At 33.9% G+C, this 15,486-nt stretch carries 12 protein-coding genes; 6 read left to right on the top strand and 6 right to left on the bottom strand.

The annotated features are described in order from the left end of the window. Positions 1–1,878 (top strand): beta strand repeat-containing protein (locus IQ05_RS15360; protein ID WP_394345192.1); only part of this gene is annotated, 1,878 nt, incomplete at its 5' end. Positions 1,879–1,903: 25 nt separating this feature from the next. Then, entirely contained in the window at positions 1,904–4,990 is a 3,087-nt protein-coding gene (locus IQ05_RS04800; RefSeq protein WP_144890542.1) for a fibrinogen-like YCDxxxxGGGW domain-containing protein, read from the top strand. Between the two features lie 78 nt (positions 4,991–5,068). Here the strand turns inward: IQ05_RS04800 and IQ05_RS04805 are convergent, their stop codons facing one another. Then, the gene (locus IQ05_RS04805) at positions 5,069–5,854 is read right to left on the bottom strand and encodes an anti-sigma factor (protein ID WP_144890545.1); all 786 of its coding nucleotides are present in this window, start codon (positions 5,852–5,854) and stop codon (positions 5,069–5,071) included. Then, positions 5,854–6,384, bottom strand: coding sequence for an RNA polymerase sigma factor (locus tag IQ05_RS04810; protein WP_144890547.1), 531 nt, complete (start codon positions 6,382–6,384; stop codon positions 5,854–5,856). Before IQ05_RS04810 ends, IQ05_RS04805 begins: the two co-directional genes overlap by 1 nt. A 408-nt stretch (positions 6,385–6,792) precedes the next feature. On the opposite strand from IQ05_RS04810, the gene IQ05_RS04815 reads away from it, so the two are divergent. Beyond that, entirely contained in the window at positions 6,793–7,380 is a 588-nt protein-coding gene (locus IQ05_RS04815) for a glutathione peroxidase (RefSeq protein WP_144890550.1), read from the top strand. 183 nt (positions 7,381–7,563) lie between these two features. On the opposite strand, the gene IQ05_RS04820 is transcribed toward IQ05_RS04815, so the two are convergent. Together IQ05_RS04820 and IQ05_RS04825 are read right to left on the bottom strand one after the other, a co-directional pair. Further along, on the bottom strand, positions 7,564–8,514 hold the full coding sequence (locus tag IQ05_RS04820) for a tRNA dihydrouridine synthase (RefSeq protein ID WP_144890553.1): 951 nt from the start codon (positions 8,512–8,514) through the stop codon (positions 7,564–7,566). A 58-nt stretch (positions 8,515–8,572) separates the two neighbouring features. Then, on the bottom strand, positions 8,573–9,070 hold the full coding sequence (locus IQ05_RS04825; RefSeq protein WP_144890556.1) for a GNAT family N-acetyltransferase: 498 nt from the start codon (positions 9,068–9,070) through the stop codon (positions 8,573–8,575). Positions 9,071–9,166: 96 nt separating this feature from the next. On the opposite strand from IQ05_RS04825, the gene menD reads away from it, so the two are divergent. Both menD and IQ05_RS04835 read left to right on the top strand, forming a co-directional pair. Next, positions 9,167–10,828, top strand: coding sequence for a 2-succinyl-5-enolpyruvyl-6-hydroxy-3-cyclohexene-1-carboxylic-acid synthase (gene menD, locus IQ05_RS04830; RefSeq protein ID WP_144890558.1), 1,662 nt, complete (start codon positions 9,167–9,169; stop codon positions 10,826–10,828). A gap of 88 nt (positions 10,829–10,916) precedes the next feature. Then, complete coding sequence (locus IQ05_RS04835) at positions 10,917–11,258, top strand: DUF2853 family protein (protein WP_144890562.1); 342 nt, start codon at positions 10,917–10,919, stop codon at positions 11,256–11,258. Between the two features lie 129 nt (positions 11,259–11,387). Here IQ05_RS04835 and IQ05_RS04840 read toward each other — a convergent pair whose 3' ends face one another. Both IQ05_RS04840 and IQ05_RS04845 read right to left on the bottom strand, forming a co-directional pair. Further along, complete coding sequence (locus tag IQ05_RS04840) at positions 11,388–12,740, bottom strand: M28 family metallopeptidase (RefSeq protein WP_144890565.1); 1,353 nt, start codon at positions 12,738–12,740, stop codon at positions 11,388–11,390. 200 nt (positions 12,741–12,940) lie between these two features. Next, positions 12,941–13,474, bottom strand: coding sequence for a hypothetical protein (locus IQ05_RS04845; protein ID WP_144890567.1), 534 nt, complete (start codon positions 13,472–13,474; stop codon positions 12,941–12,943). A gap of 643 nt (positions 13,475–14,117) precedes the next feature. Between IQ05_RS04845 and IQ05_RS04850 the strand changes: the two genes are divergently transcribed. Beyond that, on the top strand, positions 14,118–14,972 hold the full coding sequence (locus IQ05_RS04850; RefSeq protein WP_144890570.1) for a CvfB family protein: 855 nt from the start codon (positions 14,118–14,120) through the stop codon (positions 14,970–14,972). The last annotated feature ends 514 nt before the right edge of the window (positions 14,973–15,486 follow it).

The following is a 15,486-nucleotide window of genomic DNA, read 5'->3' on the forward strand; positions in this document are numbered from 1 at the left end:
GGACTTGGAAATGTGGACAACACCAGCGATGCCAACAAACCTGTTTCGTCTGCTGTGCAAACTGCCTTGGATTTAAAAGCACCATTGAACTCGCCAACTTTCACAGGAACACCTCTAGCACCAACTCCAACCGCAGGAGTTTCTAATGGCTTAATAGCAACAACAGAATTTGTAACTAATGCCGTGGCTACTGCTTCTGCAAATACGAGTTCAAATCTTGTAAATTTAACTACAGATCAAACAATTTCAGGAGTTAAAAGTTTTAGCGTTGATGCCATTATTAATGGCGTTACAGTAGGTAGAGGGAATTTTAATGAAAATTCAAATACAGCTGTGGGACTAGGAACTTTAGCAAATAATGCTGGATATGCTAATACTGGAGTAGGTAGAGGTGCATTAGCCTCAAATGGAGCGGCCGGAGGAAATACGGCATTGGGTTACATTGCATTATCAAATAATGTTTTAGGAACAGACAATGTTGCCATAGGTACTCAATCATTACAGTCAAATGTATCAGGATCACAAAATACTGCCATTGGTAAAAATGCAGATGTTGCCGCAAATGGAATTTCTAATTCGGTTGCAATTGGAGCAAATGCAATTGTTACCTCTTCAAATACAATTCAATTAGGATCAGATGGTAGCGGTTCACATGCACCTATAACAGATGTGAAGACTAGTGGTAGTTTAACTGCTGCAGGATACAAAATTCCAGGTGGTACTTCTACGGAATTTTTAAAAGCTGATGGCAGTTTAGATACAAGTACTTATCTTACTTCTTCTTCAGCAACAGATATAACTGTTAATGGTGTTACAGTTGGTAGGGGTAATGGAGCAGAAGTTTCAAATACAACTTTTGGTTCTCAATCCATGGTATCAAACACAACAGGTTTTTTAAATAGCGCTTTTGGTTTGGAAACTCTTCATAATAATATCGTGGGTTCAAGAAATACAGCGCTAGGAAGTAAAGCTTTATACTTTAACAACGCATATGACAATACTGCAGTTGGCTATTTGACATTACAGAATAATGCAACGGGTAGTTATAATGTTGGAATAGGTTCTGAAACTATGTTTGATAATACTTCTGGGGGTTATAATACAGCAGTAGGCTCTATGGCATTAAGATCAAATATTGGTGGAAACAATAACACGGCTAGCGGATATAATTCTTTGGGTTCTAATACTTCTGGAGGTGGAAATACAGCTTCTGGATATAACTCTTTACCGAGCAATACTAGTGGTACATATAATTCCGGATTTGGTGTACAAGCTTTAGAACAAACCACCACCGGAAATGCGAATACTGCTATAGGTGTGGCTGCAATAGACCAAAATACTACAGGGAGTAATAATGCTATCTTGGGTGCATTTGCAGGTAGATATGTTAGAGACGGAAGTCCAAATACAATAATAAATAGTTCGATATTAATTGGTGCAGAAAGCAGACCAAACGCTATAAATGAATCTAATCAAATAGTTATTGGCTATGGTGCAATAGGAAATGGATCAAATACCATTCAATTGGGAAATACTTCTATTACTGATGTGAAAACTAATGGAACCATGACTTCTTCGGGTTATAAAATTCCAAGTGGTACTGCTTCTCAATATTTAATGGCTGATGGTTCGGTTTCTACTGGTATTGATCCGGTTAGAGAAGTCGCCGATGAATTTAGTGCAACTGCGGCTCAAACTTCATTTACTTTAACGCAAACTAAATCACCCAACAGCAAGGTTAAAATGTATATCAATGGAATACGAATTAGTAATACTGCATATTCCGCATCAGGAAATACATTAACTTACATACCCTCTAATAACGGATCTTACTCGTTGTCAGTAAATGACCGAATTCAATTTGATTATTTTTATTAATAGCAGCTTCTAAAACCAAAACAATATGAAGTTTTTTATAAAAATTGTTTTTATTCTTTCACTGTTTTTTACATTTCAAGGAAATGCACAAAATAGTTTGGATATCTTAGGACTGAGCATTACTGATCCAGCAGCTGTTGCTTTCAGCTTAAGAAAATTAAGTAGTTCGTATACTGGAAGTGCCATTCAAGTTCGTCGTAGTTTAGACAACGCTACTTTAGACATTGGCTTTAATGGTGATGGCTCAATAGATTCTGCTGCAATATTAACATTCGTTGGAATACAAGATGGATATGTGAGTATTTGGTACGATCAAAGTGGGAATAATAGACACCTTATAAAACCAGATTTAAGTCAACAGCCTAGAATTGTATCAAACGGAACCTTTAAATATATAGGGACTAAGATTGCAATTGATTTTTCGGGGAACAAAGGCTTGGTTTATTCTGGATCTTTAAATTTGGCAAGTGTTACTGCAGTAATACGATCAGAATCTACTAACTGGCCAGGTTATCACTGTATTCTAGATGGGACTCCTAGAATTGGGGGAATATTAGAAAACGGAGGAACTAATTTTCATTCTAATGTGTCTCCTGTAGCTATTTGGAGAAACGGAATTTCAAAATTGATTTCGAGTTCATTAGGACCTACAAATGAAAGCATGGTATTGTCAATTACTACCAGTACGGATAATTTGAGCCAAATTTTCATAGGGAATTATGATGGTGGATCTAATGGAGGCTCTATTTTACAAAACGAAGCAATTGGTTTTTCTACGTTAAATACGGTAGGAGTTAGACAATTATTAGAGTGTAATCAAGGAGGTTATTATGGAATCCCACTAACGTTATGCACAACAGCAATCCTAACCAGTCCTTCACCACTAAATAGGTTTGAATGTAGAGGAACCGTTGCAACCCCATTAAGCGTTGAAGCTACAGGTCAGAACCTAACTTTTCAATGGTATAGCAACACCATTCCAAGTACTGTGGGTGGTACATTAATTGCTAATGCTACTTCAGCTACTTTTATTCCACCAACCGTAAATAATGGCACTACATATTATTATGTTGTTGTTTCTGGAAGTTTGGGTTTACCAGCGATAAGTCTCATTTCGGGGCCTGTAATCGTTGAAGAACTAGGGCCTGTTACCATAAATCCAGCTTCAGTTACCATTAATGCGGGAGATACGGCAACCCTTACAGCATCTGGTGCAATTACTTATTCATGGAGTAGCGTTTTATATACCCCTTTGGATCAAGTAACAACTGCTAAGTTGGCTGTTGGATTGCGATTGCTGAAATCTAATTATACGGGATTTGCGGTTCGCTTAAGACGTGCAAGTGATAATGTTGAAGCTGATTTTGGCTTTTCAGGTAAAAATCTAGATACAGCAGCAATTGATTCTTGGCTCGGAGTTTCAGCTGGATATTGTGTAAAACTGTATGACCAGTCAGGAAATGGAAATGACATGGTTGCGCCTTCAACTAGTGCACAACCACTTTACGTTGCATCTGGATTAAATTCAAAACCTATTTTAAGGTTTAATACGTCACAAAGTATTAAAAATAATTTTATTTTTTCTACTCCTTACTCGGTTGTGTATACAGCAAAACAAACAGGTCCTAGTAGAGGTAGAGTTTTAAATGGTTCTAATAACAATTGGCTTTTAGGATGGTGGGGAGGAAGTAAAAGTCAGGCCTATTTTGAGGGTTGGGTTTCACAAGAAAACGGAATTCCTGCAGACAATAACGCTTATGTATACTCAGGAACAGGAAACGGGTCAGCGTCATTTGTTTTTGAAAATAGTATTGTTAAAACGATTTCTCAAAATGGAGGTAATGGCAGTCCTAATGGGTTACGAATTAATGAAAGTGAACCGTCTGATGCGGATGTTGCAGATATTTTTGCCTTTGACTCCGTACTTTCAGAAGTAGACAGAATAAAGGTAGAGCTAAGCACAGGAAACTATTACGGAATTTTTCCAAATATTCCCTTGGGACTTACAGCTTCTATTGATGTATCTCCAACTGAAACAGCAACATACTATGTATCTGGTTTTTCTTTAAATGGTGCTTGTGTAGTAAATAATTCTGTAACAGTAACAGTTTTAAAAGATCCTAACCTTAGTAGTTTTGGAAATGTAACCAAGACTTTCTTTGACGGATCTTATACTATTATGCCACCAACAAGTCAAAGTAATGGAAGCATTTCATACGCCAGTAGTAATCCTAGCGTTGCCACCGTAAGCGGATCTAATGTGACAATAACAGGTCCTGGAACTACTACAATTACTGCTACGCAAGATCTTACTGGGACTCATTTTGCCGGAACTATAACTGCATCATTAACGGTGAATAGCGTTATTGTACTAACAAGAAATGGGAAAATTTCTACTTCCGATGTTAATTATGTAAATAAAAATGGTGCTTTAAGCACGAGTAATTCTTTAACTCCTTTTGGTAATCCAGTAGCTACAAAATCAAACGATGGGTTAACACAAGCTTCAGCTGGAACTAGTGCTTTACAAATAAAAACAGATTATCCATCTGCAACGGATGGATTGTATTGGATTGTAAATCCTAATATTAATGGAGGTTCGCCATTTCAAATATATGCAGATATGACTACCGATGGTGGTGGATGGACATTGATTTTGTGTAATAACAATAATTCTGGATGGAATGGAACTAATGCTATTCTAAGAAATGAAACAGTTCCAACGATTAATGGTCAATATTCAATTATAGCCTATGCAGATTATCTTAAAAAGAGTACTAGTGGTTTTCAGTATATGATCGAAGCTTCAGCAAGAGGTCGTTGGGGTGGTATTTGGACTGCTAACCAAGCGTATAGTTTTGTCAACACCAATAATACTCAAACAGATATTACTTTAAATACAAAATTTGATTCTTGGAATTACAATAATGATGGAATTGAACAGATTATGCCTTGGTATGCAAATGGTTCACAAGGAGCTATAACAACAAGTAGCGACCCCAATGGAGCATGGTGGGGTACTTTAGTTTCCACAAACGGATTCTCTCCTGCGCCATGGATGGGTTGTTGTGGTAATGATAATCCAGGAATTATTTGGTATTGGGTACGTTAAAAGTAGAATGTTATAAATTGAATAAAAAAAAGGTTCAACTGTTGTAAGTTGAACCTTTTTGATGTGATTTTAAATTTTTTAAACTTTACCTAGAGTATACAACTGCTCCATTGTAGGGGATACGCTTCCGCCAGCAGGCTCAAGTGTTATCCCAAAAGCTTGTGCTTCATTTGCATTATTTACAGCAAATAATTTTTGATCATTTTTATCAAAATTTTCTAACAAACCAATACTTGTAGGGGTTAACGGATCTAGTTTTAAAGCCCATACTTGATACACCATTCCTTCAGGAGGTTCAGGTAATCCCGATGCATCAACATAAACAACTTTTGTGTCTTGGTTCCAATACACTTTGGCAAAAGACTCTGGTGCTACTGCTTGACCTCCCAAACCTACAACAGTATTTTTAGTATCTCTTACTACTGCTAAACTGGTTTCAACTGCTGTGTTTTTAATTTTTAAACTTTTAAATTCTTTCTCTAAAGTTGCTTTTTCAAGTTTTGTAGCAACTACTTGACTTGAAGTAACATTGAGTTCATTGTATTGATATCCTACGCCTAAAAGTAAAAGTAAAGTTGCAGCCCAACCCAAATACTGCATTTTGTTACTACTCCTTTCAAGTGCTATCACAGGAGCGTGTTTTAATTCTAGTTTTTCTTTAATTTTCTCAAAGTTGACTACTGAGTGAAATGGAGAAAAACTTGATGATAAGGCTACAATTGCTTTTTCTATAGCAATTATCTCTGAGTTTATTTCAGCAGAATTTTTTGCTTTGCTGGCCACTTCTTCGCTTTCAGACTCACTTAGTAAGCCGTAAACATAAAGTTCCAGAATTCCTGATTCTATATATTCTTTTGTTTCCATTAGATTTTCAAATAATTTCTTAGATCGTTAATACAATTTCTATTTTGCGTTTTTACGGTTCCTAAAGGAATTGCCAACTCGTCACTAGCCTCTTGTTGGGTGTAGCCTTTAAAAAAAAGTAAATCAATAATCTGAATGCATTTTGGTTTTAATTTTTTTACAAAATCTTGTAAACCAATAGTATCCATTTTGTCTGCCAGTTTCGAACTGTCTTCAAAGTGATTTACGAAATTATCTGTAGAAAGGTTTTTTTGACTGTTATTAAAGTTTTTAGAGCGAAGTTTATCAATAGAAGTATTTCTTGCAATATTTAAAATCCAGGTATAAAACCTTCCTTTACTTTCATTGTACGTATCAATATTTTTCCAAATTTTAACAAATACTTCTTGAAGCACATCTTCTGCTTCTTCTCGATTTTTTACTAAAACATTAATGACAGAGAACAAACTCTTAGAATACATATCATATAGATGTGTAAAAGCTCTCTCGTCTTTTTTATAAATTAATACCAATAGTTCTTCTTGACTCATATGTTTCTTTATTTTTAGTACTACAAACTTAAACTTTACTATCCATAAAAATAGTAAAATTATCTTTAATGAATTTATTCCGGGTGTAATTTTATAGCATACAATGAGATATGAGAATAAAAACAGCTTTTTATAAAACTTTTTTAGAACTCTTTACGTAAATAACTAAAAGTATTTACAGATAACTGAATATAACAAAGCAAAACTGAAGCTTATAAATTAATGTCCATAAACAAGTTAAACATTAGGTTTAGCAATAGAAATTTAAATACCACATTAGTTTCGTTGTTTTATTTGTTTGGAAGCTTGGTTCATCATAAAGCCAAGCTTCTTTTTTTTAACTACTGTTTAACAAAGATAATTATCAGTAAAACAAATATTTGATTAATTTTACCAAAAAAAAATACCATGAAAAAAATATTATTCTTTACAACTGTTATTTTTTCTCTTTACAGTTGTCAAAATCAAGCACAACCAAAAAAATTAGAAACGAGTAATTACACAACACCAATGACAAAAGAATCGATATACCAATTTAAAGTTGAAGATTTGTCTGGAAAGACTTTTGATTTTGCAACTTTAAAAGGCAAAAAGATTATTGTGGTTAATACCGCTTCAAAATGTGGATTAACACCTCAATATAAAGATTTAGAGGCAGTTTACAAAGAATATAAGGATAAAGGTTTGGTAATTGTTGGTTTTCCGGCAAATAATTTTGCTTCGCAAGAGCCAGGTACAAACGAGGAAATTGCTACTTTCTGTCAAATGAATTATGGGGTAACTTTCCCTATGATGGATAAAGTTTCAGTAAAAGGAGATGATATGGCTGCTATTTATCAGTTTTTAACTCAAAAATCTAAAAATGGTTTACAAGATTCAACTGTAGAATGGAATTTTCAAAAATACTTAATTAATGAAAATGGAGAACTAGAAAAAGTTATTTCACCTAGAGTTCTTGTAACAGATCCGGAAGTATTGAATTGGATTAAAGCATAAGCAGTTAGCTAACTTTATAAAGTAAAATATTTTAAAAGAGATTTTCAGTCAAATGAAAATCTCTTTTTTTTGTGGTTTAAGTAAGTGTCGAATATTTTCTAAACTTTGCACCATTAAGAAATTAAGTTACATTAAGAATCAGCGTTTAATTTTTCTTAATTTCTTAATGGTTTATTTTTTCCTCTAGAATTTTTCGTTTTTGAAAATTTCAGCGACAGCAGCTTCGTAATTCCGAATACTTTGCGCTTTTTTTATTTTTTTCAAAACCTTATGTGGATTTGAAAACGTAGCCGAAAAATATTCCCATAAATGATACATTTTTAACAAAATGTGTGTTGGACCCGAAAGAGACTCACTATATATAGCATACAAAGTATCGTGAAATGCACTAAAAAGTTCTATCTTATTTTGCGGATATTCATGCGTATTATTTTTTATCATACTTGGCAGGAAGGGATCAGAGATTAATCCTCTCCCTATCATCCAATGATCAATACTCGGATAACGTTCTTGCATTTCATGAAACTTAGCCACTGAGGTTATGTCTCCGTTGTAATACAATTTGTGTTTGGTAGTATCAATACATTTTTGAAATCCATCAAGATCTACTCCGCCTTTGTACAATTGTTTTCCTAAACGGGCGTGGATGGCTATATTTTTTAAGGGATATTTATCAAGAATAGGGAGTACATCAATAATTTCTTGTGGAGATTCATAACCCAATCGCATTTTCATAGATACTAGGATATCTGTTTCATTGTGTGCTCTTTCTAGTATGTGATTGATTTTTTCAGTGTTGCTAATCAACCCTGATCCCATACCGGATTTAGTTACCATCGGGTAAGGACAGCCTAAGTTCCAGTTGAGTTCTTTGTAACCAAGTTCTCGCACATACTTAGCAACAAATAAAAATTCATCAGCATCATTTGTAATGACTTGTGGGATTACCTCTAATTCAAGATTGTTTTCTAAAAGTAAATCGCGCTCATAAGAGGGCTTGATCACTAATTTTCCATTTAGGCGAATGTAAGGCGAATAAAAAGTATCAATACCTCCAAAAAGTTTGTTTTGGGCATTTCTAAATCTAAAATCGGTAAAACCCTGTAAGGGGGAAGAAAGCAATGTAAAACTCATAAGTACTATAAAAATGCAAAGGTACCTTTTTCAAGCCACTAACACTAATTAAGGAATCTTATTCTAAAATCAACTGCATAAACACAGAGTGCAACCATCGATCAAATTTAAATCCTGATTCTTTGATTATCCCTACCGTTTTAAAACCAAATCTTTCATGAAATTCTACGCTACTTTGATTTTCAGAATCAATAACAGCAATCATTGTGTGTAAATTTTGTCTTTTTGCAAGAACTATTAATTCTTCAAGAAGTAATTTACCTATTCCTTTACCATGATGATCTTGACTTACATATACAGAATGCTCAACTGTAAATTTGTAAGCTTCTCGAAAACGGAATTCACTATACATACCAAAACCTACAACAACTCCGTCAATTTCAGCCACGATCACTGGGAAATTTTTACTCTCTTTATCGGCTAAGATGCTCATTTGTTGCTCTAGTGTTCTAATATTATAATCATACAAAGCTGTAGAGTGTAAAATATTGTAATTTATAATCTCCAAAATAGCTTGAGTATCCTCAGTTTTGTATGCGCGTATCGTAGTTTTCATGGGGTATTTATTTGCTTCAAAAATAGCAAATAACAGTTCAAATTCAAGGAAAAAGACCAGCGAATTTGTAACTTTGTATCAAAGAAATTAGATACAATGATATACCCCAAAATACCTTTGGCGCAAAGCATAATTGAAATTTGTTTAGCCAAGGGAATCACCAACATAATTATTTCCCCGGGTTCCAGAAATGCACCACTTACCATAGGTTTTGTAAACAATCCTGCTTTTAAATGTTACAGTATTGCTGATGAACGTTGCGCAGCCTTTTTTGGTTTAGGAATGGCACAACAAACGGCACATCCAGTGGCACTTGTTTGTACCTCTGGATCCGCTTTATTGAATTATTATCCCGCTTTTGCAGAGGCTTTTTACAGTCAAATTCCACTTCTGGTAATCTCAGCAGATAGGCCTCAAAGTAAGATCGATATTGGTGATGGACAAACCATTAGACAGGAAAATGTATTCGAAAACCATTCCTTATACAATGCTAATTTGCATGAGGATGTTTCGGCCGAGAATGATTTAAAAATCAACGAGGCCATTAATACGGCTATTTCTCAAAAAGGTCCCGTTCACATCAATGCTCCTTTTGAAGAACCTTTATATGAAACCGTTTCGGAGCTTTCAGTCAAAGTTAAAATTTTCGCTTCCGCAAATTTTACTCAGACGATTTCCATTGATGATGTTTCAGAATTTGCAACGATTTGGAACAATGCAATTAAGAAGATGATTCTAGTGGGCGTCAACGAACCGAATGCCGTTAACGAAAAAGTAATTGAGGCTTTCGCCAAAGACGAGTCGATTGTGGTGTTGACCGAAACGACTTCCAACTTGCACCATGATACTTTTATCAACAATATTGACACGATAATTACGCCTTTTACGAATGAAGATTTTGAAAATTTTCGTCCGGAGATTTTAGTAACATTCGGAGGAATGGTCGTTTCAAAAAGAATTAAAGCATTTTTGCGCAAATACAAACCCAAACACCATTGGCATATTGATTCCTGGAGAGCGTATGATACATTTGGTGCTTTGACACACCATTTTGAAGTAAATCCTAATGTGTTTTTTGAAACCTTTCTGCCACTTACAAATGCAATAGAAAGTAATTATTTCAATCAATTAGACGCAGTAAAAGCATTGCGAAAGTTAAAAAGCGAAATTTATTTAGATAAAATTCCTTTTTCGGATTTTAAAGTATTTGAGAGCGTTATTCAAGGTTTACCAATAAACAGCCATTTACAAATTAGTAATAGCTCGGCAATCCGCTATGCGCAACTGATAGACATTCACCCTACAATTGAGGTATATTGTAATCGTGGAACTAGTGGAATTGATGGCAGTACATCAACTGCGATTGGTGCGGCTGTGGCCAATACAAAACCGACCATTTTTATAACGGGTGACATTGGTTTTTTGTATGATAGCAATGCATTATGGAACAGCTATATTCCTAAAAATTTCAAGATTATACTCATTAATAATGGTGGTGGCGGAATTTTTAGAATTCTACCCGGACATGAAGAAACACCAGTTTTTAACACTTTTTTTGAGACATCCCATTGCTTGACCGCCGAACATTTAGCCAAAATGTATGGTTTAGAATATACAATTGCTAGTGATGAAGCAAGTCTAGAAAGTGGTTTGGCTACAATGTATGCACAAAATGATACGCCATGTATTCTAGAAGTGTTTACTCCTACATTACAAAATGATAGTATTTTATTGCAATTTTTTAAAGAATTAGTGTAATTTTTTTCTTGTTTTTAATGCAACTCTGAGATATAATGTTTAATTTTAGTCTGTTATAAACTAAAAAACCAACAAAAAACTTTTATTTATGAGTGCAAGAGAAGAATTAATTGTAAAATACGCAGCAGATTTGAAAGAAAAATGCGGCGTAGATCCAGATATGGATTTATTAACTAAAGTTACAATAGGCTGTGGACCGTCAATTTATAATGCTGATGCTGCAACAGTAGCTGGAAGTCAGCAGTCAGAATTGGACACAGTTAAAAACAATTTCTTGATCAAGAAGTTAGGCCTAACTGATGGACCAGAATTAGACGCTGCCATTGATGCAGTAATGGAAAAATATGGAAGATCTAATAGAAATAAGTACAGAGCCGTTATTTATTATTTACTAACAGTTCATTTCAAGAAAGAGAGTGTTTACAATTAATTATTGATTGTAAAAAATTAGGTATAAAAAAGCGTTTGTCGAATTGAGACAAACGCTTTTTTGTTAAATCACTTTTTTAATCAGAAACACGAGAATTAGTTTCAATTAAATTGATTTCATTCTTGAAAGTTAACGAATTGGTATTGGAAAAACAGGTAAACTAGAATGTCCTAAAGCATCAACTGCTTGTACTGCAAAGAAGAAATTATCTTTAGAATACGGAATTTCGGCCTTAGTATCTTTTACAAAAATAGTTTTTTCCCAGTGTTGTGATCCCGTTTCTCTAATAAGGATGTTGTAGCCATAAACAGCTTTTCCTTCTGGCGCAGTCCAAAGTAAAGTAGAGAAATTGGTCAAATCTTTTACTTCAATTCCAACATTAGTAGGCGCTTTTGGCGACCAAGCTAAGTTGCTGAAAGTAGCTAAGTTAGAACAGGTTACTTTTTTCATGTATTCAAAGTCCATGAATTCAGGAAGGTCTCCATACTGAATGTTATTTTCTTTTCTCACATTTTGGTGTTGGTGATCGTAGTTCTCGTTCATTTCGCAAAAACGAATCGCAGTAAAACCATTTTGGCTAAAAGGAGTATGATCTCCACCACGCAAGAAACGGTCGTTGCGGTATACCAGGTTAATATCCAATTGATCAACATATTGGTTGGTTACTGTTTTAATGTAACGTGCTAACTGTCTTGATGGGCTATCATTATCGCGATTGGTTGATTTTCGCATTTTTGATTCGGCTTCTGTTTCTAGATAAGGAATAGTTTCGCTAAAAACACGCACTCTGGTATTGTCACGTAATAAAGTGCCGCTTGATAAGCTGTTGCCTATCATGTCATTGTTAAGCATAGCAATCAAATTCCATTTGCCTTCTTTGGCAAGATCAGCAAGATGTTTAGCACCATACAAACCTTGTTCTTCACCTACTACAGCTACAAAAATGAGTGTAAAAGGAAATTCTCTTTGACTCATAATTCTGGCTAGTTCCATCATGGCAGCCACTCCTGAAGCATCATCATTTGCACCCGGTGCATCAGATTTTGCGTCCATTACATCCGAAGCTCTAGAATCTAAGTGACCACTGATAATCATAACTCTATCGTCAGTAGGATCAGTACCTTTTAAAGTTGCCATAACGTTTCCTAATTGGCTATCCGTTGCAATTCGTTTTCCATCGGCTTTGATGGTAAAAAAATCAATAACAGAGGTAAGCCTGCCTCCAGAAGCCAAAGCATATTTTTCAAATTCTGATTTTACCCAGCGCTGTGCAGCACCTATACCGCGGGTATTGCTTTTGGTGTCGCTCAACGTATGGCGTGTACCAAAAGAAACGAGTTTCCGAACGGTAGCTTCCATATTTTCCGATTTAACTTCGGTCAACATTTTTTTAATTTCGGGATCATCAACTGTAGTTTGTGCAAAAGTTGTAATCGAAAAGCAGACAAATAGAATAAAGGTTGTTATAGGATTTGGTTTCATTAATTGTTTTTTTAGTTTCCTCAAAGTTAGTAAAAAAGAAAAAGAGTTTTTCTTATCCTTTTAATTTTAGGAATTGTTTGAGGTTAGAAGTATTTACCAAGAGATATTTTGCAAATCAGGATTGTACCACTTGGATTTTATTATTTTTATTCATGGATTGTGATGTGTTGTGTGATGACTTGACGGTGAGATATTTAATTTTATAATATTTTTTTATTTTTTATAAAATCCTTTCGTATTTTAATTAATTTGTGGTGATTAATAATTGAATAAAAAGGAATATTTGATTCTCCTCTTCCATATGTTGTTAAGTTCAAAAGTATTTTGTCTTCTGTAAATATTACAAATATTTTTTTTCCAGAACTAAATATTCCACCTCTATATTTTCCTCGTAAAATATTTATTCCATTGTCATTAAGAAGAAAATCTGGAAATTCCTTTTTTAGAAGTTCAACAATTTTTTCTCTGTCTATTTTAGGATTTGAAATCTCGACTTTCAACATTTTGTAATTCAGAAACCAACTTATTAAAAGAAAAATTGTAAAAAATATTAAACATAAAGTAAAAAACACATTCTCATTATTATCAGGATTTGATAAAATTGAAACTAATAAAAATGTCCAACCTACATAAACAAAAGTCTCAAAAAATAATTCAAGCACATATTCAAAGTTTAGTTTGTAGATTATAAATTTATATTTAATACTTTTCTCTAAATTTAATTTAAAGCTCATTTTCTTTTAGATTGCTGTCAAGATGTTTGTCCATGTCAGACAGGTGTAAACACACTTATTTTTTACTGTAAATATAGTCGATTTGAACTACAAAAAAATAAATTTTTGCAAGAATTAGATTGTTGATTACTTCGTGAAAAAGAGTTTAGAACCATAAAAATAGAGCAGTACTAAATCCTTTTTTTTAACCTTTATAATAATTCAATAGTAATAATATTAATGAGTTCTTATTTTATATCGTTTTTATAAAGTGTTTATTTTCTTTGTAAGTCAAAGACCTAACAGATTTTTAAAACCTGTTAGGTCTCGGAGGTTAAAATATTAAAGTTTGATAATCTTTTAGGTTTTTTAATTGTCATAGTGTTGTAAAGCAGCCAACGAGAACAAAAACCTCATAAAAAGGTGCTTCTGTTGTTTGTGTCATGAAAACGATATTTCCTAATCTAGCCCCGATGGAAGTGAGTATCCCACGCTTTTGGGCGTGGATACTGCGTACAGCGGGACTACACGTTATGAAACAACGAAGGTAGGTGCTCCTAAAAATAAAAAACAATAGCAATTTCCGCATTAGTTTTTTTGTGGACGGTTTCTTAATATCCTACTTTCAAACTTCGTACCTTTGCACTTTACAAAATACAATATAATGATTGAAATAGGAAAATACAATACGCTAACGATATTACGTGATACCAAAGTGGGTTTGTTTTTGGGAAATCCAGAGCAAGATCCTGAGGGAATTCATGACATTTTGCTTCCCAATAAATACGTTCCCAACGAATTTGAGATAGGTGAGGAGTTGATCGTGTTTGTGTATTTGGACCATGAAGAAAGACCAGTTTCTACCACTCTGGAACCGTATATTTTATTGAATGAGTTTGCACTTTTGCGTGTGAATTATACCAATCAAATAGGAGCGTTTATGGATTGGGGAATGGAAAAGGATATTTTGGTTCCGTTTAAAGAGCAGGCGCGCCCTATGGAAAAAGGAAAACGCTATTTGGTGTACCTTTATATGGATGAAAAAACCAATAGATTAGTCGCTTCTAGTAAATTGAATCAGTTTTTGAAAAATGAAAACCTAACTGTTGAGAAAGGTGAGGAAGTTGATTTGATTGTGTCGCATATTACGGAGTTGGGAATCAACGTGATTATCAACGAAAAGTATAAAGGATTGATGTACAAGGATGAAGTGTATGATGATGCCATTCGAACGGGAGACCGCATGCGTGGTTACATTAAAACAATCAGGCCAGATAATAAAATTGATGTTTCCTTGCAAATACAAGGTTATCAAAGTATTGAACCCAATGCCGAAAAAATTCTGGATGAACTGCGCGCAAGCAGAGGTTTTTTGAGATTGACCGATAATTCTCATCCCGAAGACATTAAAACTGTATTGAAGATGAGTAAAAAAACGTTTAAAAAAGCAATTGGTTCTTTATACAGGGAGCAATTGATTGAAATTAAAGAAGACGGAATTTATTTAGTTAAAGAGTAAAAAAAAGAAAGACTAATCTACAAAGATTAGTCTTTCTCTTTTTAATACTACAATAAAAAAATAGTACAAGTATTAAAATGGAATGATGGTTAAAAGAAACGGTATGTGCCTGCTCATCAATAGTAGTTGTGTACCAATTTTTAAGATGTAACTGCGACATTAGTTGCTTTTGACCGATTTTATTAATATGTTCAATTCATTGCACTAACGTGAAAAATAGTTTCGCGGTATGACCTTAGTTTTTCTTTAATAGATTTGATTATTTTCTAAAAAATGTTTTTAGTACCGTTTTGCACAGCATCAACAAGAAAAATAATACTTCGTTTAAACCTCAGGTGCTACTTTATTTTTATTTCGACTAATTTTAATGACTTGTTCATAGATTCTTTGCTCTGGAATTCTGAAAAAATAAAGCGAATAATTTCCTTAGAAAAAAGAGCGGTAACATTTTTAATGGTAAACAATACATTCTTTTTTTAGGTTAATAACTCAGTGAAGAATAATAAGAAAGTCA

The sequence above is a fragment of the Flavobacterium tiangeerense genome, from assembly GCF_007830355.1.
GTDB lineage: Bacteria > Bacteroidota > Bacteroidia > Flavobacteriales > Flavobacteriaceae > Flavobacterium > Flavobacterium tiangeerense.